This is a genomic window from Rhizobium sp. CFBP 8752 (assembly GCF_014842035.1).
Taxonomy (GTDB): Bacteria; Pseudomonadota; Alphaproteobacteria; order Rhizobiales; family Rhizobiaceae; genus Neorhizobium; species Neorhizobium soli.
The window spans coordinates 1-26884 of sequence record NZ_JACYUZ010000003.1 but is presented as its reverse complement, the minus strand read 5'-3'; the positions used below and the strand labels follow the sequence as shown (position 1 = coordinate 26884).

Sequence of the window (26884 nt, the reverse complement as noted above, 5' to 3'; positions counted from 1 at the left end):
CATCGACAGATTACGAAATGCTTCGCGGTATAAGCGTCGCCACCGCAGACAGGTCATGGCCTGTCCCGGCACGCTCCCGCCCGTTTCGGATTTGCCTCGCTGGGCGGCAATACACCAACTCGTCGGGTTGGTCTGACTTTCATGCGGGGACGGTTTTGGTGCAGGACACGCCGACAGAACAGGGGCGACGGAGCCAGGCAGGCAGCCTGAGTGAACGCTTGGCCTTTGCTGGCCTCGACGGGGACCTGCGCGACTTGCTGCGCCGGTGCAGGCCGCAACTCGAACCGCATCTCAAAGCCGGATTGCGCGACTATTTTCATCGACTACAGTCCGTTCCCGAGGCTGCCGGTATCTTCGAAAGCGAACAACAGATCGAACGCCTGCATGACCTCCAGGCGTCTCACTGGAGCGTGCTCAGCGACGCGCGCTTCGATGCACTGTATGCCGAACGGGTCAAACTCCTCTCCGATACCGAAAGCCGCATGGGTCTTGATCCGCGCTGGCACCTTGCCGGTCATTCGGTGATGCTCGAGCATCTGATCACCGGTGCGGTCGCCGGAATGTCATCCCGCTCCATTCTTCCGGCAAGTCGCAAGCGCGAACAGGAACTCAACGATCTCGTCCGCGCAATCGTGCGTCTCGTCATGGTCGACGCGGAGATCGCGGTGTCGTTGCGCTTCAACGAATTGCGCCTCAAGCACCAGCGTGCACTGACCGAGCAGCGCCAGGCCGATCAGGCGCAGGCCGTTGAGACGTTCCTCTCCGTGGTTTCAGCGCTGGCCGATCGCGATCTGACCGCCAAGGTTCCGGACGACATGCCGGACGCCTATCGCGAACTCGGCGACATCCTCAACAGCGCCATCGGCGACATCCGCACGACATTCGAGACCGTCGGCGAAACCGGAACACAGGCGGACATGCTGACCGACGCTCTTTCCGAGAGCGCACGCACGTTCGCCAGAACTTCCGAGAACCAGTCCGCCCGCTTGCAAAAGTCTGGCGAAGCGCTTTCGTCGATCGCTGCCGGTGTCCGCCAGAGTGCCGTCGGCACGGCTGCCGCCGAAAAGGCGACGGCCGCCACACGCAGGTCAGCGGAAGACAGCGGCAAGGTCGTCGGCCAGGCGATCAGCGCCATGGCGGATATCGAAGCGTCAGCCGAAAAGATCGGCCAGATCATCGGCACGATCGACGAAATCGCATTCCAGACCAATCTCCTCGCCCTCAATGCCGGCATCGAAGCCGCCCGCGCCGGCGACAGTGGCCGCGGCTTTGCGGTCGTCGCCCAGGAGGTGAGGGCGCTCGCCCAGCGTTCCGCCGAGGCCGCCCGCGAGATCAAGACGCTCGTCAACGGCACCAAGACGCAGGTCGATGCCGGTGTCGAAATGGTTCACCGCACGCAGGGCGCCATCGATGGCATCGTCCAGCAGGTGTCCGCCATCAACGACACGATTGCGGGCATAGCTCGCGATACCGGGGTCCAGGCGGAAGGTCTTGACGTCGTTACGGCACATGTCAGTGATCTCAGCCAGGAAGTCGCATCCAATGCCGTTCTGGCGCGTCGCTCGGGCGAAGGCGCGGACGAATTGCAGACGGTGATCCTGGAGCTTGGACGCACGGTTCGCGAATTCCGGATTGCGCGACAGGGCCGTTACGATGACGACCGCTCAAGACCGGCTGCACGCCGGCCGGAAATTGCCACCGACATCTCCCCGCGGGCCGCGGCGGAACGCATCGGTTCCTCAGAGACATTTTACTCCAAACGACAAGGAATAAGCTGATGGCGGCCAAGAAAGCCGGTCCGGGAAGTTTGAAACTGTCTTCCGTGCTGGACCTCAACGAGGCGTCCGCGCTGCACGCCAAACTGCTGTCCATGCGCGGTAGCGACATCGTCATCGATGCGTCCGGTGTCGAGCGTCTCGGCGTCCAGTGCGTCCAGGTCCTCGTCGCCGGCGCAAACGCCTGGGATGACGACAAGAAGTCCTTTGCCGTCCAAAAGCCTTCCGATGCCTTCGTCAAGACGATGCAGCTCATCGGCCTCGATACACAGAATTTGGTTGCTAAGGAGATTTAGCGATGAAGAAAAAAGTCCTGACCGTGGACGATTCACGGACGATCCGGAACATGCTTCTGGTCACCCTCAACAACGCCGGTTTCGAAACCATCCAGGCTGAAGACGGCATCGAAGGTCTCGAAGTCCTCGAAGGCTGCAACCCCGATGTGATCGTCACCGACATCAACATGCCGCGCCTCGACGGCTTCGGTTTCATCGAAGGCGTTCGCCGCAACGACAAGTACCGCGCCATCCCGATCCTGGTCCTGACCACGGAAAGCGACGCGGAGAAGAAGAACCGCGCCCGCCAGGCCGGTGCCACGGGTTGGATCGTCAAGCCGTTCGATCCCGCCAAACTGATCGATGCCATCGAGCGTGTAACCGCCTGAGCCAGGAAATCCTCCCATGGATATGAACGAAATCAAAGAGATCTTCTTTCAGGAATGCGAAGAACAGCTCGCTGAACTGGAATCTGGTCTGCTGAAGCTGAACGACGGGGACCGCGACCCCGAAACGGTCAACGCCGTCTTCCGCGCCGTTCATTCCATCAAGGGTGGAGCAGGCGCCTTCGGCCTCGATGATCTCGTGGGCTTTGCCCACGTCTTCGAGACGACGCTCGACTGCGTCCGGTCCAACAAGCTCGAGCCGAACCAGGACGTTCTGAAGGTGATGCTGAAATCGGCCGACGTGCTCGCCGATCTCGTCACCGCGTCCCGTGACGGCGGTGGTGTGGACGAGGCGCGATCACGCGGCCTCGTCAAGGAACTGGAAGCCCTTGCCCATGGCGAAATGCCTTCGGCCCATGCCGAAGTCGCAAAGCCTGCAAAGGCCGAGGCACCGAAGCCGAGCGATGATAGCGGTTTCCAGCCGATCCCTTTCACCTTCGATGGTTTCGACGACGACGTCCCGGCAGCAAAAGGGTCGGTCTACGAGATCGGCTTCAAGCCGCGCCACGATCTCTATGCCAAGGGCAACGAAGCAGCCCTCCTGCTGCGCGACCTGTCCAAGCTCGGCGAGATGAGCGTCGGCTGCGACATGGAGCAGCTGCCGACCCTCGACAAGCTGGATCCGGAAGCCTCCTATTTCAGCTGGAAAATCTCCCTGACGACCGAAAAGACCGAAGCCGATATTCGCTCGGTGTTCGAATTCGCCGAGTGGGACTGTGATCTCGACGTCAAGCTGGCCGCAGCAAAGCCAAGCGACGAAGAACTGCCGATGGTTCCGGTACCATTCGATCTCTCGTCGCTAGACGATGAGCTCGGCTCCGACACGAAGGCTGCCGACGAGGCAGCCACCGTCGTGGCGACTGAAGCTGCCGCCAACGTCAGCAAGATGGCTGCCGCCGCGGCACGCGTCGAAAAGAAGGAAGCCGCAGCACCCGCGCCGGCTCCGGCCCAGGCCGCTGCCACAGCGGCCGCCGGCCAGACGATCCGCGTCGATCTCGATCGCGTCGATCGCCTGATCAACCTGGTCGGCGAGCTTGTCATCAACCAGGCGATGCTCTCGCAGAGCGTCATCGAAAACGATGCCAGCGGCACCTCCGCCGTCAATATGGGTCTCGAAGAGCTGCAGCAGCTGACGCGCGAGATCCAGGACTCGGTCATGGCGATCCGCGCGCAGCCGGTCAAGCCGGTCTTCCAGCGCATGTCGCGTATCGTCCGCGAAGTCGCAGACATGGTCGGCAAGCAGATCCGTCTGGTCACCGAAGGCGAGAACACCGAAGTCGACAAGACGGTTATCGACAAGATCGCCGAGCCGTTGACCCACATGATCCGAAACGCTGTCGACCACGGCATCGAAAGCCCTGAAAAGCGCGAAGCCGCCGGCAAGGATCCGGAAGGCACGATCAAGCTTTCGGCCAAGCATCGTTCGGGCCGCATCCTGATCGAACTGATTGACGACGGTGGCGGCATCAACCGTGAGCGCGTCAAGCAGAAGGCAATCGACAACGACCTGATTTCACCGGATGCCAATCTGTCGGACGAGGAAATCGACAACCTCATCTTCGCGCCGGGCTTCTCGACGGCAGACACGATCTCCGACATTTCCGGCCGCGGCGTCGGCATGGATGTGGTCAAACGTTCGATCCAGGCACTTGGCGGCCGTATCTCGATCTCCTCGCGCCCGGGTCTGGGCTCGACCTTCACCATGAGCCTGCCGCTCACGCTCGCCGTCCTCGACGGGATGGTGGTAACGGTTGCCGGCCAGACGCTTGTCGTGCCGTTGACGGCGATCGTGGAGACATTGCAGCCGGAAGCGTCTGCCATCCACTCGTTTGGCGCAACGCAGCGGCTCATCTCGATCCGCAACTCGTTCTGCCCGCTGGTCGATGTCGGCCGCATCCTCAACTTCCGCGCCACACAGGCAAATCCGGTCGAGGGCGTGGCACTGCTGGTCGAATCCGAAGGCGGCGGTCAGCGCGCGCTGATGGTCGATGCCATCCAGGGTCAGCGTCAGGTCGTCATCAAGTCGCTGGAAGCCAACTACACCCATGTTCCGGGCATTGCCGCCGCCACCATCCTTGGTGATGGCCGCGTCGCTCTCATCCTGGATGTGGACGCGGTGGTTGCGGCATCCCGCGGTCAGTCGCTCAGTCCGGAGATGTCGCTCGCTGCGACAGGTTGAACACAATGTCCTACGCTGTGAAAAATCTGACGCAGGCAAGCCGGGAGCTGATCGCTTTCCGGATCGGCGATCAGGAATTCAGCGTCAACATCATGTCTGTCCGCGAAATCCGCGGATGGACGCCGGCAATGCAGCTGCCGCACGCTCCCGCCGATGTGCGCGGCGTGATCAATCTGCGCGGCGCCGTGCTGCCGATCGTCGATCTGTCGGCGCGGCTTGGAATGAAGGATGCCGAACCGACGGCGCGTCACGTCATCATCGTTGCGCAGGTCGGGAAACGGATTGTCGGCCTGCTGGTCGAGGCCGTTTCCGATATCCTTACGATTACAGAAGAGAATATCCAGCCTGTGCCGGAGATTTCCTCCGACCTGGCGAAACAATACGCGAAGGGCATTCTGGCGTTCGATAAGCGGATGATCTGCATGATCGAGCTGGATCATCTCTTCCCCGAGACGTACCTCGAAAAGGAAAGCGAAGCCGCATGATGCCCCTGGGCGCCATAGAAGCCAGACAGTCGCCGGACGAAGTCCTCGCCAGCGGGGAATACCCGTTGACGCGCCGCGACCTGTCGGAGATTGCGGCGATGATCTACGCCGATGCCGGGATCTACCTCAACGATTCCAAGGCGTCGCTCGTCTATTCCCGCTTGTCCAAGCATATCCGCAACCTCGGACTGCGGGGCTTTCGGGAATACTGTACCCTGGTCGCCTCCGTTGAGGGCGCTCCGGCACGCCGGGAGATGCTGTCGCATCTGACGACGAACTTCACCCGTTTCTTTCGAGAGAACCACCACTTCGAGCACCTTCGGGACGAGGTCCTGCCCGGGCTGATCCAGCGTGCCCGCAATGGCGGACGTGTGCGCATATGGTCGGCGGCCTGTTCCGACGGGCAGGAGCCCTATTCGATCGCGCTGACGGTGCTGGGCCTTCTTCCCAACGCTGCCGACTATGATTTCCGCATCCTGGCAACCGATATCGACCCTAAGATCCTGGCTGCCGCGCGGGCAGGAGCCTATGACGAAGGTGCCCTCGAAACCGTCTCCCCGGCCATGCGCAAGCAGTGGTTCCGCGAGGTCGACGTCGGTGGCCGCCGCAAGTTCCAGGTCGATGATCGCGTCAAGAAGCTCATCACCTTCAACGAACTGAATCTGATGGCGCAATGGCCCTTCAAGGGCGGTTTCGACATCATCTTCTGCCGCAACGTCGTGATCTATTTCGACGAACCGACCCAGGTGAAAATCTGGTCGCGCTTCTCCCAGCTTCTGCCGGAAGGCGGCCATCTCTATATCGGCCATTCGGAGCGGGTATCGGGCGAAGCGAAGAACACGTTCGATAATATCGGCATCACGACCTACAAATATATGGGTAAGAATGCCGGGAGGAAGGCATGATCGCACCGGCCAGAGTTCTCGTCGTCGACGATAGCCCGACCATGCGAGGCCTGATCACGGCCGTCCTCAATTCCGATCCCGATGTCAGCGTCGTCGGGCAGGCCAGCGATGCGATGGAAGCGCGTAGCGCCATCAAGCAGCTCAATCCTGATGTCGTGACGCTGGACATCGAGATGCCGAACATGAACGGCCTCGACTTCCTCGAAAAGATCATGCGTCTGCGTCCGATGCCGGTCATCATGGTCTCGACCATGACCCAGCGCGGCGCCGACGCAACGCTTGCCGCGCTCGAAATCGGTGCGTTCGACTGCGTCGGAAAGCCGGTGCCGGGAGACGTTCGCCCGTTCATGGATCTGGCTGAAAAGGTAAAGGCCGCGGCACGCTCTGCACGCCGACAGGTCAGTGCTCCGGTCTCAATGGTCCCGACGCCGGCATCAGATTACCGCAACGGTCGCAAGGTTGTGGCGATCGGATCTTCTACCGGTGGCGTTGAAGCGTTGATCGCAGTGCTTCAAAAGTTTCCGCTGAACTGCCCACCGACTGTAATCACTCAACATATGCCGTCCACGTTTACGAAAAGTTTTGCTGAACGGCTTAATCGTATCTGCGCTCCTGTGGTGCAGGAAGCGACCGATGGTGCGCGTCTCGAGATCGGCAAGATCTATCTCGCGCCTGGTGGCGACCGGCACCTTCAGGTGGTCAATCCGTCGGCGCCATGCTGCCGGCTGGTCGAACGCGATCCGGTGAACGGCCACAGGCCCTCCGTCGATGTCCTGTTTGATTCGGTCGCGGAGTTGGCGGGTCGCAATGCGGTCGGGGCTATCCTGACGGGCATGGGTCGCGACGGGGCTTCGGGACTGTTGAGGATGCGCAGCGCAGGCGCTCGCACGATCGGCCAGAACGAAAAGACATGTGTGGTCTACGGCATGCCGAGGGTCGCCTACGAAATTGGTGCAGTCGAGCAGCAGCTGCCGCTCGGCTCCATCGGAGACGAAATACTGAAACTAACTGCCGCCCGAAAAGAAGGTACCGAATAATGTCCCTCGCTGAAAAAATCAAAGTTCTGATCGTCGACGATCAGGTCACCAGCCGACTGCTGCTCAGCGACGCTCTGACACAGCTCGGTTTCAAGCAGATCACTGCCGCCGGCGATGGTGTGCAGGGCATGAAGATCATGGCCGAGCAGCCGCATCACCTGGTGATCTCGGACTTCAACATGCCGAACATGGACGGTCTGGGCCTGCTGCAGGCAGTGCGCACCAACCCGAACACCAAGAAGGCAGCGTTTATCATTCTGACGGCGCAGGGCGATCGCGCTCTGGTTCAGAAGGCTGCTCAGCTCGGCGCCAACAACGTGCTCGCCAAGCCATTCACAATCGAAAAGATGAAAGCTGCTATCGAGGCGGTGTTCGGAGCCCTTAAATGAACGACCCGGCAGGTGCCAAACGCGTCCATATTATCCAGGGCGAATTCAAGGTCGAAAGCGATCCCAATGTGGTTTTGTCGACGATTCTTGGCTCGTGCGTGGCTGCCTGCCTTCGTGATCCTGTCGCCGGTGTCGGCGGCATGAACCACTTCCTGCTTCCGGGCTCGGGCGGGGCAGCGTCGTCGGGGGGCGACGCGACCCGCTACGGCGTGCACCTGATGGAGTTGCTGATCAACGGTCTCCTGAAAAAGGGTGCCCGTCGTGACCGGCTCGAGGCAAAGATCTTCGGCGGCGCAAAGACGATTGCCAGTTTCTCCAATGTCGGCGAACAGAATGCGGCCTTCGCCGTGGAGTTCCTGCGTGACGAAGGCATTCCGGTGGTGGGGTCCTCGACCGGAGGCGATCACGGCCGCAAGCTGGAATTCTGGCCGGTCAGCGGCCGTGCCCGGCAATATCCTCTCACAGGCGCCGAAACGCAAAAGACGGTTGCGCTGGAGCAGCGTCCTGTCCGTACGCCACCAAAGCCCGTCGAAAGCTCGATCGAATTCTTTTAATTCTTACGCCTGGGTAAAGACGAGGAAATTCATGACTGAAATCACCGCCCCGATACGCGATTCCCTTGAGGAATCTCTGCCCGAGGTACTGATGCGCCTCGTCTCGGAGCTGCACGATGTCGCCTATCTGATCGAGCGTATCGAACCGCAGGTGTTGGAACTGGGCGGCCCGGGCCTGCTTCATTCGCCCGACAGCGTAAAAGTGCTGCAGGGCATCGATCTCGCGGTGCAGAAAACGCGGGGTCTCGCAGAGTTCATCGATACCGTCACCGCGAGCATTCCGAGCGACTGGATGGTGGATCTGTCGACGGCTCTCAGCCTCGTCAAACTTGCCGACATGCAGAAGGCGCTGGCCAACGGGATGCGCCACGGCCACTCCCAGCCGCTCAACAAGGCCGCTGGAGACTTCGATTTCTTCTGACGTCACAGACTGTCTCTGACCCTGCTGCCAGGCCGCGTTGCAATCATCATGCGGCAACCAGACAGGACGTTTCGAAACGCTCGCGCAAGCTTCGCTCCCTAGGGTGATGCTGGGCATAGGCTCGAGATGTTATCTGGCGGCGTGGGACAGAATGAATCTGTTATCTCAATTTCCAACAATATTCAAAAATCTGGCCAGTCTTGGCCAGACACGATTGATCGCGCTGGGCGCCGTCGGCGTCGTTTCGATAGCGATCGTTCTGGCCGCTGCCCTTTATGTGAACAAGCCCTCCTATGAGGGACTGTATGTCGGTCTGGAAACAGCCGATCTCAATCAGATCAGCATCGCCCTTGCGGAAGCCAACATGCCCTTTGAGGTTGGCTCTGATGGCGCAAGCATCCAGGTGCCTGTCGGTATGACCGGCAAGGCGCGTCTGATGCTTGCAGAACGCGGCCTGCCCAACAGCGCCAATGCCGGCTACGAGCTGTTTGACAATGTCGGCTCGCTCGGTCTGACCTCCTTCATGCAGGAAGTCACGCGGGTGAGGGCGCTCGAAGGCGAAATCGGCCGTTCGATCCAGCAGATCTCCGGCGTGTCGGCCGCACGCGTCCACATCGTCATGCCTGATGCCGGCAACTTCCGTCGCGGCGAGCAGAAGCCGACGGCGTCCGTGATGATCCGTGCGAACGCATCCGCCGGTCGCAAAGCCGCTGCGTCTATCCGCCATCTCGTCGCCTCGGCCGTCCCGGGCCTCGAAGTCGACGATGTCACGATCCTCGATTCAACCGGCCAGCTTCTCGCCTCGGGCGACGATGGCAGCAACAGCCAGATCAGCCGTTCGCTCGGTGTGGTCCAGTCGGTCCAGCAGGAAATCGAAAACAACATCGACAAGGCGCTGGCACCCTTTCTCGGAATGGATAACTTCCGCTCCAGCGTGACTGCCGCCCTCAACACCGACAGCCAGCAGATCCAGGAAACCGTTTTCGACCCGAACTCCCGCGTTGAACGGTCGGTGCGCTCCACCAAGGAAGCTTCCAAGTCGCAGCAGGCCCAGAACGACAGCGCGACAACGGTCGAGCAGAACGTTCCCCAGGCCGCTCCTCAGGCCGGCGGCGACGGCGCTCCTAAATCGTCCGACCAGTCGGACAAGAAGGAAGAGCAGACCAACTACGAAATCAATCAGAAGACCACGGCGACAGTTCGCAACGGCTATCAGATTGAAAAGATTTCGATCGCCGTCGTCGTCAACAAGGGCCGTATTGCCAAGATGGTGGGCGAGCCCGCGGATCAGGCGAAGGTCGACGCCTATCTTGCCGAAATGCAGAAGATCGTGTCTTCGGCTGCCGGCATCAGCAGCGACCGCGGCGATGTCGTCACACTCACGGCCATGGATTTCGTCGAAACCCAGCTTCTCGACGAGGCCGCTTCGTCTGGTCCGGGTATGATGGAAGTGCTCAACCGTAATATCGGCGGCATCATCAACTCGCTTGCGTTCGTTCTTGTCGCCTTCCTCGTGGTCTGGCTTGGCCTTCGTCCTCTGGTGCGCACCGTCGGTGGCAACACCAGCGTCCCGGCCGGAGAGCTTACCGCCGATGCGGCCGGCCTCGAACTTCCCGACTTCTCACCGGGTGGCGCAAGCCCGGCGCTCATGGATGGCTTCGGCGCCGACTTCGGTTTCGACAGCTCGGACGATCTTATGGGCGGTGCCGACGACGGCGGCTTCAACCGCCGGGTCAAGGAAGGTCCGGAAAAACGTCTCTCCCGCATGGTCGAGATCTCCGAAGAGCGGGCCGCGAAAATCCTGCGCAAGTGGGCGATCGACAAAGCAGCCTAAACTGCCTTCACAAACATATGATCACAACAGGCCGGGCTCGTCCCGGCCTTGTTGCGTGGGCATTGCCATACAGTTGGCGCATTTTAGCCTCATTGATGAAGCCTTTATGGATGGAAGTGGGCAAAATCGGCGCTCGCGGCATAGCATTTCCAAAAGCGATTCCTACAATGGCCCTGATTCGTACGGCAACGTCTAGGCTTTGCACATGTGAAGTCTGATTCGGAATGGACCGGTCACGCCAGGGTATCGGCACCCGGAACTGCCTTAATTCTGGAAGCGGATGCCATACGTCGTTTGAACATACCGGTGTCGCCCTTCGGGAGAGGAGCCGGTGGGGAGCAGATAACGGTGGAGTTGCCTGAAGCAGAGATGACGATCGACCAGCGCGCGTATCACGATGGACCTGGGTCGAAAATTATCTCCCGTGAACAACTGGTAAGACGGCTTTCGATCTTGTCGAGATCGAACAACGTTCAGGCTATCATGCGGCTGCTCGCAGACTACGTTGGCGCTTCGCATTTTCTTCTCGCCCGCTACGACCTCGTCCAGGAACACGGTCTCGATTTCATCGTAACCTCCAACTGGCCATTCGATCTCGTCCGACGGCTCGGGGCGGATCTGGCGAGTGGTTATGCGCGTTCGACGGAACTCGAAAAGTGTCTGTCGCTGCTGACCCCGAGCTTCGCGCTCCTGCCCGATGACATCACGCCGCCGGACGACATCAGCCGCCAATACTGTTCGCTGACATTCTGCGTCGGCAAAACCCGTTTCTCTCTGATGCTGCTTTTCCTGGAAGGCATCATCCTGTCGCAGGAAAGACTTCGCGAAGTCGGACTGTTTGCATCCTATGGCGCAAGCTTTGCCGAGGCGCGCGATGCCAAGGCTGAACGCGACTTCGAACTGACGGAACGCGAGCTGGAATGCCTGTTCTGGATCGCCGAGGGCAAGACCAGCGATGAGATAGCGGTGATCCTCGGGATCTCCCGCAATACGATCAACAACTACATCACCAGCGTGATGCGTAAGACGGCAACCAAAACGCGGTCGGAAGCGATCGCTTATGCCGTACGCAACAATCTGGTTTAGGAAGGCTTGGGGCAACAATGGGCTTTTCCCGCGGTGGAACGTCAGATGGACCGGGCAGCATCCAGTATCTGCGTCTTCAGCGTGCCTCCAGTCGTTCGGACATATTTCCCAAACTCGTCGCCATGCAGAGGAACCTCAAGGCGCGGCACTTCGCTGTGTTTCGTGTTGCCGGCGCCGGGCTTCCCAACAAGCGCAAGCTGGTCTGCGAGCTGGACAACTGGGGCGCCGGAAGCGGGGAGCATCAGGGCGTACTCGTGAGCTCCTACGGCGATATGTTTCTCGATCATATCGAAATGTCGATCCTGCCGATCGTGTGGACCGGCACGGAAAAAGGGGCCTATAGCGAGGCCGGCGATTTTTCCTCGCTCGTGCGCAAGATCGACGACCGGATCATGCCATCGTCAGGAATTGCATTCCCGGTGCGGTTGGGTGCTCTCGGGAATGGCTACGTCACGTTTTTGTCGGGCTCGCTGGAGCTGGGCAGCAATCTGATCATCGACCAGCACGTCAGAAGTTGTCAGGTCATGATGGACCTTCTGGCACTCGATGAGCGTCGAAGCGTGCCGGCCGAATCCCTGAGCGAACGGGAAGTGGCGTGTCTTCAACTGGCCGGCGACGGTCGTATCAGCGAAGAGATCGCCGAGAAGCTTGGCCTCTCCGTTCACACTGTCAACGCCTATCTCGGCTCCGCGACGATCAAGCTCAATTCCGTGAACCGCATCCAGGCGATCGCCAAGGCGATCCGCCTCGGCTACATCCACTGAAGTCTCTATTTCGATGAAAGCTGGGCGACGGCAAGCAGCGTATCGGAGCTGATGCGTGTCGTGCCGGTGGTTGTGAGCAGCGTCAGCGCCGGCGATGTCGTCGAACTGTTCTCGGAATCGTAGAGCGCCGTGTATTGCTTGATCAACTTGGTCACGTAGTCCAGATCCTGAAGCTTCGAGATGTCGACGTATTTCTCGATCATGCTCGCCTGCTGATCCGTATCCATGTTGGATATGTAGTCGGACATGCTGAACGTCGTCTTGAAAAACTCGAACAGCGCCGTGTCGCCAAGGATCGTATAAGCGCTCGTAACGTCCGCCGCCTTGCGCTCGAAATACAGCGCCAGCCGCACGCCCTCGTTGGATTCCCCCTCCTGCTCTTCAAGCGTCTGTTGCTTGTAGTTGTTGACGGTCGCCAGCACGTCGCCGCGCTGCTGGATCGTGCCCACGGGCTGCGCAGAAAGGTTGCCTTCGCTATCGAAGTTGAACGATGCCACGATCTCAGCAAACACGCCGTTGGCAAGACTGTTCACATAGCTTTTGGGATTGTCGAGATCGGACGAGAACATGTTCTTCAGCTCGTCCTTGGTGACCGATTTGGGATCGATCCCCTTCGATTCGAGCACGAAGGACACCAGGCGGTCGTCGGCAATAAGCTCGGCGGCCGTGGTGATCGTCTGCATCTGGGTATTGTAGTAGTCGATCTCCTTGTCGGCAGCTTCCTCCGCCTTCTCGCGAGCGCTGCCCTTGAGAAGTTTGAGCTGTTCCGTCTTGTAGTCTGTCGCGAAATTGCTGATGACGCTGGCTGACTGGACGAGGAGAGGCGTGTCGATATCGCCTTCCGCGTCGAAGTTGAACGCCTTGACCAGATTGACGTACCGGTCGTCTTTCAGCTGGTTGACATAGCTCTTCGGGTCGTTCGGATCACTTGCAAGAATATCCTTGAGCCGGCTCTTGCTGACATCGGCCGGATCGATCCCATAGGCGCGCAGCGCGACGTCCCAGATCTCCGTCACATCGTCATTGGTATCGTCGTCGTCGTCTTTATTCGAACTTAGAAAGTCATCGACGCTTTTCACCTCGGCGATGCGCGTCTGATAGTTGGTGACCGCATTGGTGACCGCATCTTCCTGGTTGGCCTTGAAGGCCGTCTGGTAGGAGGTGCTGGTAGACGCCAGCTGGGTCTGGTTCTGAGCGGTCTCGCCAGTGGCGATCGAACCGTCGCTCTGGAAATTGAACATCGCCTTGACGCCCGTATAGCCGAGCGTCGCTGCAGCCGAATCGCTGGTCAGCAGCGACCGGATCGTGGAGGTGAACTGCACTTTGACGCTGAAGGCCGTGGTCAGATACTCGACCATCCGGGGGTCGTCGACCAACTCGTCGACACTGGTCATCGAGGCAATATTGGTTTCCCAATAGGTCTGGTTGGCGGCCGCGAGCGTATCGGATGGGAACGTCGATTTGTTGTAGACGTAATCGAGCCTCAGCGATTCGATCTGGCCGCTCGTCTGGGCGCTGTCGCCGTCTGCGACCGTGCCGTCAGCCTGGAAGTTGAACGCTTCGGCTAGCGCCACGAACTTGTCGCTGCCGGTCTGGTTGGCAAAGCTGTTCGGGTCTTCGAGATCGCTGGTCAACACCTGCTTCAGATAGCTGGTGGACGTGTACTTGGCATCAAGCCCGAATGAATCGAGCACATATGTCTTCAGCCGGCTGTTCGACAGGAGGTCGTCGACATCGGTGATATTAGCGATGGCCTTGCTGTAATAGTCGACCTCGGACTGGATATCCTTTTCTTCCTGATCGAAGGAATCCTGATACGCCTTGACGAGATTATCTTCCTGAACCGAAGTCTGCGCCTCGGCGGTCTTCGTGCCGAAGTTGAAAGCTGCCGCCATGGTCGCATAGCGCTTGTCGGTCAGCGAATTGGCAAAGCTTGCAGTATCGCTGAGATCGCTCTCCAGGACCTTCTTCATGAAGGCCTTTCCGTACGTCATTTCCTCAAGGCCATAGGCCTTCATCGCATAGGAATACAGTCGATAGTCATCGACGAATTCGTCGGCTGTCGTCACCTTGTCGATATTGGCTTCGTAATATTCGGTATCGCGAGCGACCGTGCCCTGGTTGGCGACGCGGTCAAGCGACGACTTCATGTCGCGGTTGACGATCAGATAGCTCGTATAGGTCGACAGCGTCGTCGAAGTCATGGTCTTCACCCTTAAAGATCGGGCTTCATTCCCGGGCATCGCCGCTTGATTCGGCAGTCAAATGCCGAATCAAGCATATGTACCAGAGACCCGGTTAAGCGGAGCTTTACGATCCGCGGTACGACGCCTTTTAGTTCGCCGTGGCGGCCATGCCGGCCAAACCGCGCATGGACGGTACGAAGGCTGCGTCCTGAAGACTGCGCTCGAGAAACCGGGTGTTCTCGTCAGGATTGGCCGAGGGCGAAAGGAAGCTGATGTAGTTGATTTCGACGCTCGCCTTTTCGGCCTGAAGCGTCAGCTGAGCATGGATCGTCACGCCACGCGGCTTGATCTCCAGGTCCAGCGTGACCGATGGGTGCGTATCCCAGTCGAGATGATAGTCGCCACCGACGCCGAAATTCACGGTGCCGGGATGGAAATACAGCTCGGCCGCCGAAGAGACGAGGTCCGAGATATTGGCATGATACTCAAGCCGCAAAAGCGAAATGAGATCGGCCGCATCGATGAGCCGTAATTCGGATGCAAGCGGGCCGATGGCCTTTGCGAGAATTTCTTCACGTACGGCGGAATAGGAGCATTTTTTCATTCTGTCAGCGCATCCGTTTGTTCTGACGACGTCCCGCATAGATCCGATGGATCAGTTCAGCGACCGCCTTATAAAAAACCGATGGGATGACGCTATCAACCGAGACTTGCGCAAACATGGAACGGGCGAGCGGTGGGTCTTCAAAAATCGGTATTCCGTGCTCCTGAGCAATTTCGCGGATTCGCATCGCAATCAGATCCTGGCCCTTGGCAACCACGACCGGAGCTTCCGATTCCTGCGCGACATAGCGCAATGCGATCGCATAATGGGTCGGGTTGGTGATGATCAGTGTGGCGCGCGGAACGCTGTTGATCATGCGCCGACGGGCGCGATCACGGGCAATCGAACGCTGCCGGGCCTTGACGAAAGGGTCGCCCTGCGACTGCTTCATCTCGTCCTTGATTTCCTGCTTGGTCATCCGAAGCTCGGTAAACCAGTGGAACCGCGTCCAGGCGATATCCAGTGCAGCAACCAGAAACGTGCAGGCCAGGACGACGATGATCATCTTCTTGATGATTCGCGCCAGAATTGGGAACAGCGTCTGCGGGTCGGAAAAGATCGAATCGAGCAGTTTGAAATACTCGTTGCGCAGCGACAGGTACATGATGATGCCGGCGGCGACGATCTTGATCAGCGATTTGCCGAAATGGACCATGCCCTGCATCGAGAAAAGCCGCTTGAACCCGGACATCGGCGAGATCCGGTTCCACTGCGGCCTGATTCGTTCGAGAATGAACGACGGCATGTGCTGACCTGCCGACGCAAGCAACCCGAAGCCCATGAACAGGACGGCTGCCGGAAGCATGAAATAAGCGCTCTGAAGCAGCACATAGGCGCAAAGCGACACTAGGTCCGCGCTCGAATCGATGCGCCACTGTTCGGGGCGTTCGACCAGATCTTTAAGAACCTCAGCCAGATGAGCGGTATTTTGCGGCAGGAAGAAGATCAGGTAGATGTAGAAGGCAAGCGTCGAGGCGAAGATCGCCACCTCGGACGAGATCGCGATGTTGCCCTTGTCCATCGCGTCCTGGATTTTTTTACCAGTCGGGTCTTCGGTTTTGCTGTCTTTATCCTGATCGTCGGACAAGAGCCAACTCCTGCTTCATCGGCAGCAAGCTTAGCAGAAGCACGGCGCGGTGGCATCTGTCCGCCCGTGCCGCGCCGCAAGGTTTACCGGTTTCTCACAGATGCTTTGAACCCAACGGCCGTCGAGCGGTTCACCGCGACGCGGTGAACCTTACTTACGCGACATAGCGGGCGATCACGGCGGAGATCTGGTCCGGGCTCAACGATCCCATCTGCGTATCGATCAACGCCGCAAGCTGGTCGCTCGTCAGATGCGAGATGTCTGCCGTCGATATGCCGGAGATCCCCGAGGCACTGATGAGCGAGATGTCTTCGGCCGAGAATGTCGCAAGGCCCGCATCCGTCAGTGCGGAAATCTGTGCCGACGTCATCGCGTTGACCTGCAGCGGTGTGAGGGCCTCTGCCTGTGCCGTGGTGAGCGACGCGATGACCAGCGTGCTCAAGCTTGAGATCGCACCGGTGCTGAAGGCGGCAATCTCCTCGGTGGTGAAGCCGAGAATATCGTCGGCGCCGATGCCCGATGCCTGAAGCGCGCCCAGCGCCCCGACCTGATCGACCGACAATGCGGCGAGCTGATCGGTGTTCATGGCGACGATCTGGTTGTACCCGAGGCCGGCTACCTGGCTGGTCGTCAGCGCGCCGATCTGGATCGTGGAAAGACCTGCGATGATGCTGACCGGCAGTCCCTTGATCGAAGTCGGGTTGAGAACGGCCAGTTCTTCGAGTGTGAACGTGCCGAAATCGTCTGCCGAGATCCCCCCAAGTCCGTTGGCGCCGAGGCCCGCAAGCTGTTCGGTCGAAAGCGCGTCGATCTGCTGCGAACTCATGGCGTCGATCTGCAGGCTTGTCAGGCCGCCGACGCTGCCGGCACTCAGAGAAGCAATCTGATCGTTAGAAAGCGCGGCAATAAAGCCGGTCGAAAGGCCCTTGATTGCGGATGAGCTGATCGCTGCCAGATCCGCCGTCGAGAAGGTCTCGAAATCTTCCGACGAGAGCCCCATCAGCGCGCCGGAACTCAACGCCGCGATCTGGCTCGTCGTGAACGCGTCGATCTGCTCGGTATTGAGAGCTGCGATCTGAACACTGCCGAGACCGGAAATGCCGCCGGCACCGATCGCCGCGATCTGTTCGACCGAGAGTGCTGCGATATAGTCTGTGCCGAGCGAAGCCATCTGCTTGGAGGTCAGGGCGCCGACCTGGTCGGTCGTCAGCGCTTCCAGGTGATCGACGCTGATGGCGTTGATCTGGCTGGTGGAGAGACCCGAGATCGCAGCCGGGCTCAAAGCCGCGATCTGCTCCGTCGTGAAGGCGCCGATCGTTGCCGTCGAAAGTCCACCAACGCTGGCCGAGCTGATGGCCGCAAGCTGCTGGCTCGAGAGAACGGCGAGATCGCCGGTGTCGAGCGCTGCAATCTGCTTGGACGTGAAAACCGCGATCTGCGTGGTCGTCAAAGCTTCGATCTGCATCGAACTCAAGACGGCGATCTGCGCCGTCGAAAGTCCTGCAATGCCGCCGGTACCGAGCACGGAGATCTGCTCGACCGAAAACGCCGACAGCATTGCTGTGGAAAGGCCAGGCATCGCCTTCGAACTGATCGCGGCAATGTCACTGGTCGAGAACGCTTCGATATCGTCCTGGCCAAGCGCGGCAAGCTGTGTGGATGTGAGCATGCCCACCTGATCGGAGGTGAATGCCTCCACCTGATCGACCGTCAAGGCGGCAATCTGGGTCGCCGAGAGGCCTGGTATCGCGCCTGTGTTGAGCGCCGCGATATCGTTCGGAGACAGCATCGCCAGATCGTCCGTGCCGAGCACCGCAAGCTGGCGGGACGTCATCACCGAGAACTGTGCAGTCGTCAGGGCTTCAACCTGCAGCACGCTCAGGGCATTGATCTGGGCGGTCGACAGGCCTGCAATGCCGTCGGCGCTGAGAGCCGCGATCCGGTCGGTCGAAAGTGCCGCGATCATCGACGTCGACAGGCCGGGCACGGCTTTGGACGTGATGGCGGCGATGTCTGCAGTCGAGAATGTCTCGATGTCGTCAAGGCCGAAGGCTGCGATCTGGCCTGAGCTCAAGGTCGCGATCTGGCTGGATGTCAGGGCCTCCGACTGGCTCGTGCTGAGCGCTGCGATCTGGACCGTCGAGAAAGCGGCGATCACCGACGGGTTGAGCGCCGAAATGTGATCGGCCGAGATGGCAAGAATGTCGTCGGTGCCGAGCGCTGCCACCTGCCTCGATGTCAGGGCCGAAAGCTGGCCGGTGGTGAGTGCGCCGACTTGATCGGTGCTGAGGACATTTATCTGGGCCGTTGTCAGCCCGGCAATGCCGCCGGTACCGAGTGCAGAGATCTGATCGGCGGAGAAGCTGGCAATCGTCGCTGTCGAGATCCCCTGCATGGCCGACGAACTGATCGCCGAAAGATCGCCGGTGCTGAATGTCGCCAGATCGTCCGTGCCAAGCGATGCGATCTGCGTCGAACTCAGCATGGCAACCTGAACGGACGTCAGAGCTTCGATCTGATCGCTGCTCATGCTGCTCATCTGGGCCGTTGTCAGCCCCGCAATGGCGGCCGTGTTGAGCGCTTCGATCTGATCGTGCGAGAAGGCAGCGATCCCGGATGTGCCGAGCGCCGAAATCTGCCGCGAGGTCAGGTTCTTGATTTGGCTCGTGGTCAGCGCAGACAGCTGATCCGTGCTCATCGCCCCGACCTGAGCCGTCGTCAGGCCGGCGATATTGGCGGTGCCTAGCGCTTCGATCTGGTCTGCCGAAAAGCCCGCGATGGTCGCGGTCGACAGACCCTGCATCGCAGCCGAGCTGATCGCGGCGATATCGGCTTCCGAGAAGGTCGAAAGATCGTCGGCGCCAAGCGCTGCAATCTGCGATGAACTGAGGGCGCCAACCTGGGTCGCTGTAAAGGCCTCGACCTGAGCGGTGCTAAGGACGCTGATCTGCGCGCTCGAAAGCCCCGTAACGCCGCCCGAACTCAGAGCGGCGATCTGGCCGGCCGAAAGGGCCGCGACATCTTCCGTATCCAGCGCTGCGATCTGCTTGGAGTTGAGAACCGCAATCTGGGACGATGAGAGCGATCCGATCTGGTCGCTTGTCAGAGACTGGATCTGCTTCGTCGACAGCCCGGACAGTCCGGCTGCACTCAGCGCTGCGACCTGATCGGTGGTCAGTGCTGCGATCACGGCGGTCGAAAGCCCGACGATGAGGTCGGAGCCGATCGCTGCAATATCCTGCGTCGAGAATTTGCCGATATCGGCAGTGTCGAGCGCCGTCGCCTGCCGGGAATTGAGGGCCGCGACCTGCTTGCTTGTCAGCGCCTCGATCTGCGCCGAGTCCATGGCGTCGATCTGCCTGGTGCTGAGACCGGCTATGCCGGCTGTGCTGAGCGAATCGACCTGGTCGACCGACAGTGCCGCGATCATGTCGGTGGAGAGGCCGGCAATGGCGTCCGAGCCGATCGCGGCGATATCTGCGGTGGAGAATGTGGCGATATCGTCGGTGCCGAGCGCTCCAAGCTGCTTGGAGCTGAGCGCGCCGACCTGCGAGGCCGTCATGGCTTCGACCTGCGCCGTGCTCAACGCACTCAGCTGGCCGGTCGAAAGCCCGGCGACACCCGCCGCGCTAAGCGCCGCGATCTGGGAGGTCGTCAGCACGGTCACGTCGCTGGCGCCGAGAGCACCGACCTGCGCCGAGGTCAGTGTCGCGAGCTGCTTCGTGGTGAGGACCGAAACCTGGTCGGATGTCAGCGCATCCACCTGTTTCGTCGTCAGTCCGGAAATACCGTTCGTGCTGAGCGCCGCGATGGCTGCGGTCGAAAGAGCAGCGATCACCGATGTTGAAAGCCCGGCAACCGCGCTGGAGCTGATCACGCCGAGGTTCTTGGCGGAAAACGCCTCGATATTGTTGGAGATGATCGCCACGATCTGCGACGAGCTCAGAACCGCAGCCTGGCGGGTGGACAGCGCTGCGATCTGATCCGAGGAGAGCGCGGCAATCTGGCTCGTGGTCAGGCCGACAACACCGGTGGAACTGAGTGCGTTCACCTGGCTCGAGGAAAGAGCGGCAATATCTGTAGTCTCAAGAACAGAGACCTGCAGCGAGGTCAGCGCCGACACCTGCTTCGTGGAAAGGATCGCGATCTGACCAGCGCTCAGGGCATCGACCTGCCGTGTCGTCATGCCGGAGATACCGGCTGTGCTGATCGCCACGATCTTCTCGCTCGACAGGCTGGCGATCGTTGACGTGGACAGACCCGAAATTGCGCCCGAACCGATCGCCGAAATCTCCTTGGTCGAGAATGTCGCGATGTCGTCGGTCCCGAGTGCAGCAAGCTGCGACGATGTGAGTGCACCGATCTGATTGGAATTCAGCGCTTCGGCCTGATCGACCGACAGAACGGCGAGCTGTCTGGTGCTGAGACCCCCAACGCCGGAGGCGCTTAGGGCTGCGACCTGCATGGAAGATAGCCGTGCGATGTCGGCGGTATCAAGCGCTGCGACCTGCGTCGATGTCAGGGCCGCCATCTGCTTGGAGCCGAGCACCGTGATCTGTGCGGATGTGAGAGCCTCGACCTGATCGACGCCAAGCGCTGCCACTGCGGAGGCGCTCAGTGCGGCGACCTGCGCCGTGGAGAGAACCGCAATGTCGCTCGCGCCGAGCGCTGCGATCTGTGTCGGTTTCAGGGCGGCGATCTGCTGGGTGCTCAACGCTCCGATCTGGGATGTCGCAAAAGCTGCGATCTGGCCTGTACCAAGTGCCGCCAGGGCACCTGTCCCAAGCGCTGCGATCTGGCTTGCGGAGAGCGACGAGATCGCATCCTCCGACAGCCCGCCAACCGCGCTCGATCCGATTGCTGCAATATCGAGCGTCGAGAAGGTGGCGATGTGATCATCGTCGAACGCCGAGAGCTGTTTCGACGACAGGGCGCCGACCTGTGCCGACGTCAGGCTTTCGGCCTGCCGGGTCGACATTGCACCGATCTGGTCCGCGACCAAGCCCTTGATGGCACCTGTTGACAGTGCTGCCACCTGGTTCGTCGACAGTGTCGCGATACCGTCTTCCGTCAGCGCAGAAACCTGCTTGGAAGACAGGACCTTCACCTGAGCCGCCGAAAGCGTAGCCACCTGATCCGTCGACAGTGCCGCAATCTGCTGCGTGCCGAGGTTGGCAATCGCGCTCGTCCCGAGAGCGGCGATCTGCGCTGTCGTGAGTGCCGCAATGATATCGGTGCTGAGGCCGCCGATGCTCTTGTTGGTGAGCGTCGCGATTTCTGCGGCCGTAAACGTCGCGATTGCCTCGGGGGAAAGCGCTGAAAGCTGTTTCGAGGTCAGTGCCGCGATCTGCAGGGTGGATAGGATATCCGCCTGCTCGGCCGAAAGGCTGGCGATCTGGGTTGTCGAAAGCTTGGCGATCGCACCCGTGCCGAGAGCCGCGACCTGGCTGATGGAAAGTCCTGCGATCGCATCCGAACTGAGGCCGCCGATACCCTTGCTGCTGATCGCGGCGATTTCGGCGGTGGTAAAGGTCGCGACTGCCTCCGGCGACAGTGCGGCAAGCTGCTTCGAGCTCAGCGCCTTGATCTGGACCGAAGACAAGGCCTCGGCCTGTTCGACCGAAAGGGCGGCAATCTGGTCCGTGCCGAGGTTGGAAATGGCGGACGTGCTGAGCGAAGCGATCTGTCCGGTTGTCAGCGCGGCAATGTTCTCGACGGTCAGCCCCGCAATGCCACGATTGCTGATGGCAGCGATATCGTCGGTCGAGAAGGTGGCGATTGCCGAATCGCTGAAGGCTGCGATCTGCGACGAGGTCAGGGCCTTTACCTGGACCGAGGAGAGCGCTTCCGCTTGATCTTCGGAAAGTGCTGCAATCTGCACCGTCGAAAGCTTGGCAACGGTCGCGGTTCCGAGTGCTGCAATCTGCTGCGTGGAAAATTCGGCTATGGTGCCCGTGCTGATGGCGGTGATCTGCGTTGCGCTGAGCGCTGCAATCTGTGCTGTCGCCATGGCAGTGAACTGATCGACCGAGAGCGCTGCCACCTGCGTTGCCGAAAGCTTCGCAACCGTCCCCACGGTCAGGGCGGCGATCTGCTGTTCGGACAGGGCTGAGATCACGTCGGTTGTCAGACCGGAGACCGCCTTGCTGCTGATCGATGCAATGTCCGCCGTCGAAAACGTTTCGATCGCTTCTGCGCTCAGAACCGCGAGCTGGATCGAGGTCAGCGCTTTTACCTGGACCGAGGATAGCGCTTCGGCCTGGTCGATGGACAGAGCAGCAATCTGATCGGTGTTGAGACCGACGATCGCCCTCGTGTTGAGCGCCGCAACCTGATCCGTCGATAGCGCCGCGATATCGTTGCTGGTCAATGCGCCCATTTGCGACCCGCCGAGAGCGGCGATCTGGATTGTCTTCAGCGCGGCAAGGTGATTGGCGGAAAAGGCATCGATCTGGCTCGTGGCCAGATTGGAAATCGCCGCTGTGTTGAGCGCTGCGACCTGTTCTTCCGACAGTGCGGCGATCAGCGTCGATGTCAGGCCGCGCACACCTTTCGCGCTGATCGCAGCCATGTCGGCGGTCGAAAATGTTGCGATCTCGTCCGGTGTAAGGGCCGCGATTTGTTCCGAGGTGAGGGCACCGACCTGGACGGAGGTCAGAGCCTCGGCCTGATCGTCCGAAAGGCTGCTGATCTGTGCGGTTGACAGTGAGGAAACCTGTCTCGTGCTCAGGCTGGCGATTTCGTTCCCGTTGAGAATGGACAACTGGTCCAGCGTCAGGCCGATGATCGCATTTTGCGAAATGGCATTGAGCTGCACCGTGTTCATCACGTCGACGTCTTCGACATCAAGGGCCGCAATCTGCGAGGACGACATCGCAGCGATCTGCTTGGTCGAAAGCGATGCGACATCTTCCGTGGTCCACGCAGCGACGCTTGCCGTTGAGAGGGACCTGACCTGAGAGGCACTCAGGGAGGAAATGGTCGAGGTCATACGCTATGATCCTTGATGCGGCATTTGATTTTAAAAATGGATTTTGAGCCTTTGAGACTGCCGAAAACCCGGACGCTCTCGATCGAGAACAGCCGGGTCAGGACAGTTCAGCCCTTGTTTTGTTTCCAGAAACGGTCGTCGTAGGGAATCGGCGCATATTCGTTCTGATATGCCAGCTTCGATGTGTAGCGCTTCCGGTAGGCATCGGCAGTTTCGAACTCGATCCCCTCGAGAACGAGCTCCGCGCCGACTTCGTAATAGATGTCGAGATTGCGAAGATCAGGCACCGGCGTCTCCCCACGCTCGGCCTCGCCCTGCATCTGCCAGTAGAGTTCTTCCAGCCGACGCGCGAGGCCGGGCATGTCCCGAAGCGCGCTCGTGTCGCGCTTGTCCCAGAGCGACGTTCTGATCGCGCGCAGGCTCTCGCGGTCATGCGCAAAGCCGATGGCGCGCGCGACATACTCCTCCGGTGTGGCGCAGATCATCTCCGGAATGCCGGCGGCGGCAACAATGCTGCCGCAGAACCGCGAGGCAAAGCCGTTGCCCGACACAGTGAGGATCGGAAGACCCATGGTGATGGCGTCCGACGCCGTCGAATGCGCGCCGTAGGGGAATGTATCGAGGAAGAGATCGGCACAGGCGATGCGGGCAAGGTGATTGGCGTTCGGCGCTTTCGGCGCGAAGATCAGCCGTTCTGCCGCGATCCCCTGCTTCTCGGCCAGCTGGCGCAGCCGCACATTGGCATCCTCGTCCCCCGCAAGCAGCCAGAGGACGCTGCCGGGCGTTGCCGACAGGATCTTCATCCAGCGATTGAAGCAGTCCGATGTGATCTTCTGCATGCCGTTGAAGCAGGCATAGACGAAGGCGCCGTCCGGCAGTCCGGCATCGATGCGGCTCGGCGTCGGGGCGATTACGCGCTTGCGGTCGATCGGCTGGTTGCAGGCGATCCGCAGCACCTTCTCCGTATAGAAGATCTCGTTTTCCGGCGGCACGATGTGACCGTCGGCAATCATGTACTGGTGGAACGGGCTGCCGATCGATCCCGGATAGCCGCAGAAATTGACGATGACCGGTGCCGGACGGTAGGCGAAGATTTTCGCACGGGCCATTTTCGTATAGCCGTTGACGTCGATCAGGATATCGATCTCGTCGGCGCGGATCGTCTTCGCCGCTTCCGCATCGCCAAGTGCCGCAATATCGCGCCACTGGTCGGCGACCGCCTTGATGCGGTCCTGCGTCGCGTCATTGGTGCGGGCCTCGCCGCAATAGTAGGCGTAGATCTCGACGCTATCCTTGTCGTGCAACTCGAGCACTTCGCGCAATGCGAAACCGACGGCATGGTCGCGAAGGTCTGATGACAGGTAACCGATGCGCAGGCGCTGGCCGGTTCCGGTCTTCTTCTTAGGAGCCTTGCGCGGGAAGGCACTGAGGTCGAACGGCCCGCCGATAAGCTGCTTGCTGTAGCGATAGGCCTTGGCCAACTGGAACATCGGATCGTCCGAATAGCACGACAGCGTCAGCGGCGACATGGCATCGAGAAGCTGGCGCGGCGTCACATGCGGCGATGTCGTGGTCAGAACCGGCCATTTGCACTGGCGCTGGCGAATCGAACTCCAGTGCTGGCCGGCCTCCGTCTTGTTTGGCTGCAGTTCGATCGCCTGCCACAGGATGGATTCGGCATCATCCAGCCGACCTGCGTTTTCGAGCACGCGGCCAGTATGCTGCATGGCCATCAGGCGGTTGTTGATGCGGTCAGGAATGACTTCGTCGGTCAGATCGATATAGGTGCGCCATTTCTGGAGTGCCTGATTGATGAGGCCGGAATCTTCGAGCGTACGTCCCAGATTGATATGGGCCGGGCCGAAAAGCGGATCGAGCCTGTTGGCCGCCTGCAAGGCGAGAATGGCGCCGGCATTGTCGCCCTGCTGTCGCAGCGTCACGGAGTAGTTGAAATAGGCGACATGCAAAAGCGGGTGGGTTTCGTTGAAGGCGGTCCACACCTTGTAGACCTCGACGGCGCGCGCCTGCTGGCCGCTGGAATTGAGCGCTTCTGCAACCTGGAACAGATCGCCGAGCGAGAGTTGCTGGTTCTGCGCCTTCTCCAGAATACTGGCGAAGGGCGAAGCCTGGGCAGTTGCAGGTGCGATATTGGCGTTCATGACCATCCCGTTCCAAGGCAGCGGTGCTGACGATTGACGCACTCCACGCGTCTTATCCTTGTAATTATCGGGGTTAGCTTGCGTCGGGCTTGTTATTGCGGTCGCGAAGCAGGGTGAGGGCAATCCAGACGTGCAGTGGCGCGCGCGACGATGTCGCGTACTACGTGATAAGATTATCCAGGACCTTTGCTCCAGAGGACGGTCGTCTTATGCAGCATGTCCATGTATGTCACATCGCTTAATTCTCCGACGAAATAGCAGAAGAATAAACGTGGTTGGTGCAGTAGCCGTTAGTATTGGAGAAAGCGCCTGAGTTTTTTCGCAGCAGCGCCTGATATCTGTTCTCCAACCTTAAGAGCTGCGATCTCTCGGTTCATATGGGTAACCGTATTTGTAGTGGATGCATTTTTAATAAAAATAAGCTGTGGCCAAGTGAATTTGGTAATTCATGAATTTCGATTCTATCATGCCTACCAACTGTTCTTGTTCGCAGCAGCGGAAAGCTCCAGGCATCGCTGGATTAACCCAACAATGTGTCGGACGGAGCGCCAACACTTTATGCCTGTGCCCTTGTTAAGCCTCATTTAAGAATTTTCGGCTAAATATTTTAGGGCGCGAAAACAGCGTTCAAGTTTTCGCACAAGTGAGCGTGGGAAATCCGAGCTATGTTCTGGCTCGAATTGCATGATGCCTTTCCGACGCCGAGGTTCACGTGAGCCATGTCCCCTTTTGTTTCGCTGTATTTGCGCAAGGTCGGATTGCCGCCAGGTGTGTGGGTGTCTGACGGCAGATAGGCGTGACCTCTCGTTAACGACATCAAGGACACGTCCATGACCACGATCATCTCTTCCCTATCCAATACGCAGATTTCCAAACTATCGACGACCACGATCGCGGGATTGACCTCGGAAGATGTCGATGCTTTGGGCAGTGCTCAAATCACATCCCTCACCTCAACGCAGATTGCCGCCCTGACGACCGCCGGCCTGGCTCGCTTCGATTCAGCGGATATGAGCGCTATCTCGGTAAAGGCACTCGGGGGCTTGACCCTCGATCAGATCCAAATTCTCAGCTCTTCTCAGCTCGATGGCTTCTCCACCGCCCAGGTGGCAGGTCTGTACAGCAGCCAGGTAGCTGAGCTCTCCACTGCGCAGATCGGGTCTCTTGATAGCACGCAGATCGTTGCAATCAGCAAGAGTGCGATCGCTGGCCTGGATGTTGCCAAGCTCAGCACCGACAATGTCGCAGTTCTCATCTCCACGCAGGTTGCAGCGCTGTCATCGACGCAATTCGGCAATCTGTCTTCCGCACAGGTAACGGCGCTGACCAGCACGCAGGTCGCGGGTCTGAGCTCCGCTCAGGTCGGAACCCTGGACTCCACAGAAATTGCCTTGTTCTCCACCGACGAAATTGCCGCTATCAGTGTCAAGGCTCTCGGTGGCCTCTCCTCTGACGCAGTCGCCGGCCTCGGCACAGGCGGCGCGGAAGCTCTGACCACTACACAGGTTGCAGGACTTTCTTCGACCCAGCTTGCCGCCTTGTCCTCGGGCCAGCTCGCGACATTCTCGTCCGAAGATATGGCCGCGATCAGCAAGAAGGCCATTGCCGGGCTGGATGTTACCAAGCTCAGCACTGCCAACATCGCAGCTCTCAGCTCGACGCAGATTGCAGCACTGTCATCCACCCAGTTCAGCGCTATGTCTTCCG

Annotated in this window: 18 protein-coding genes and 1 pseudogene; 14 read left to right on the top strand and 5 right to left on the bottom strand. The window is 59.8% G+C overall.

The window, feature by feature from the left end:
- The first annotated feature begins 155 nt into the window (after nt 1-155).
- From IFT59_RS16135 to visR, 13 genes are all read left to right on the top strand, one after another.
- Nucleotides 156-1778: a globin-coupled sensor protein gene (locus IFT59_RS16135; protein WP_192087534.1), complete on the top strand. Its 1623-nt coding sequence runs from the start codon at nt 156-158 to the stop codon at nt 1776-1778.
- Nucleotides 1778-2071 (top strand): STAS domain-containing protein, encoded by a 294-nt coding sequence (locus IFT59_RS16130; RefSeq protein ID WP_062453840.1) that lies wholly within the window; start codon nt 1778-1780, stop codon nt 2069-2071. Before IFT59_RS16135 ends, IFT59_RS16130 begins: the two co-directional genes overlap by 1 nt.
- A gap of 2 nt (nt 2072-2073) precedes the next feature.
- Nucleotides 2074-2439 (top strand): chemotaxis response regulator CheY1, encoded by a 366-nt coding sequence (gene cheY1 / locus IFT59_RS16125; RefSeq protein WP_062453839.1) that lies wholly within the window; start codon nt 2074-2076, stop codon nt 2437-2439.
- Between the two features lie 16 nt (nt 2440-2455).
- A complete protein-coding gene (locus IFT59_RS16120) occupies nt 2456-4675 on the top strand; it encodes a chemotaxis protein CheA (protein ID WP_192087533.1) in 2220 nt (739 codons plus the stop codon).
- A gap of 5 nt (nt 4676-4680) precedes the next feature.
- A complete protein-coding gene (locus IFT59_RS16115) occupies nt 4681-5160 on the top strand; it encodes a chemotaxis protein CheW (protein ID WP_062453837.1) in 480 nt (159 codons plus the stop codon).
- Entirely contained in the window at nt 5157-6065 is a 909-nt protein-coding gene (gene cheR / locus IFT59_RS16110) for a protein-glutamate O-methyltransferase CheR (RefSeq protein ID WP_062453836.1), read from the top strand. The genes IFT59_RS16115 and cheR overlap by 4 nt, the downstream gene beginning before the upstream one ends.
- On the top strand, nt 6062-7102 hold the full coding sequence (cheB, locus tag IFT59_RS16105; RefSeq protein WP_062453835.1) for a protein-glutamate O-methylesterase CheB: 1041 nt from the start codon (nt 6062-6064) through the stop codon (nt 7100-7102). The genes cheR and cheB overlap by 4 nt, the downstream gene beginning before the upstream one ends.
- The gene (locus IFT59_RS16100; protein WP_062453834.1) at nt 7102-7491 is read left to right on the top strand and encodes a response regulator; all 390 of its coding nucleotides are present in this window, start codon (nt 7102-7104) and stop codon (nt 7489-7491) included. Before cheB ends, IFT59_RS16100 begins: the two co-directional genes overlap by 1 nt.
- Nucleotides 7488-8045, top strand: a complete 558-nt coding sequence (gene cheD / locus IFT59_RS16095; RefSeq protein ID WP_062453833.1) for a chemoreceptor glutamine deamidase CheD — start codon at nt 7488-7490, stop codon at nt 8043-8045. The genes IFT59_RS16100 and cheD overlap by 4 nt, the downstream gene beginning before the upstream one ends.
- A 31-nt stretch (nt 8046-8076) precedes the next feature.
- A complete protein-coding gene (gene cheT, locus IFT59_RS16090; RefSeq protein WP_062453832.1) occupies nt 8077-8466 on the top strand; it encodes a chemotaxis protein CheT in 390 nt (129 codons plus the stop codon).
- A 151-nt stretch (nt 8467-8617) separates the two neighbouring features.
- Nucleotides 8618-10300, top strand: coding sequence for a flagellar basal-body MS-ring/collar protein FliF (fliF, locus tag IFT59_RS16085; RefSeq protein WP_062579079.1), 1683 nt, complete (start codon nt 8618-8620; stop codon nt 10298-10300).
- Between the two features lie 369 nt (nt 10301-10669).
- Nucleotides 10670-11386 (top strand): transcriptional regulator VisN, encoded by a 717-nt coding sequence (visN, locus tag IFT59_RS16080; RefSeq protein ID WP_082471832.1) that lies wholly within the window; start codon nt 10670-10672, stop codon nt 11384-11386.
- A 17-nt stretch (nt 11387-11403) separates the two neighbouring features.
- Nucleotides 11404-12150, top strand: a complete 747-nt coding sequence (gene visR / locus IFT59_RS16075) for a transcriptional regulator VisR (RefSeq protein WP_192087532.1) — start codon at nt 11404-11406, stop codon at nt 12148-12150.
- A 5-nt stretch (nt 12151-12155) separates the two neighbouring features.
- Here the strand turns inward: visR and IFT59_RS16070 are convergent, their stop codons facing one another.
- From IFT59_RS16070 to IFT59_RS16050, 5 genes are all read right to left on the bottom strand, one after another.
- Entirely contained in the window at nt 12156-14354 is a 2199-nt protein-coding gene (locus IFT59_RS16070) for a DUF1217 domain-containing protein (RefSeq protein ID WP_192087531.1), read from the bottom strand.
- Between the two features lie 130 nt (nt 14355-14484).
- On the bottom strand, nt 14485-14940 hold the full coding sequence (locus IFT59_RS16065) for a hypothetical protein (RefSeq protein WP_062453827.1): 456 nt from the start codon (nt 14938-14940) through the stop codon (nt 14485-14487).
- Between the two features lie 4 nt (nt 14941-14944).
- Nucleotides 14945-16027, bottom strand: coding sequence for a flagellar biosynthesis protein FlhB (gene flhB / locus IFT59_RS16060; RefSeq protein ID WP_062453826.1), 1083 nt, complete (start codon nt 16025-16027; stop codon nt 14945-14947).
- A 154-nt stretch (nt 16028-16181) separates the two neighbouring features.
- Nucleotides 16182-23018, bottom strand: a complete 6837-nt coding sequence (locus IFT59_RS16055; protein ID WP_192087530.1) for a beta strand repeat-containing protein — start codon at nt 23016-23018, stop codon at nt 16182-16184.
- A 107-nt stretch (nt 23019-23125) separates the two neighbouring features.
- Entirely contained in the window at nt 23126-25177 is a 2052-nt protein-coding gene (locus IFT59_RS16050) for an O-linked N-acetylglucosamine transferase, SPINDLY family protein (protein ID WP_192087529.1), read from the bottom strand.
- An 830-nt stretch (nt 25178-26007) separates the two neighbouring features.
- On the opposite strand from IFT59_RS16050, the pseudogene IFT59_RS16045 reads away from it, so the two are divergent.
- A pseudogene (locus IFT59_RS16045) lies at nt 26008-26884 on the top strand (ice nucleation-like protein); the annotation flags it as partial.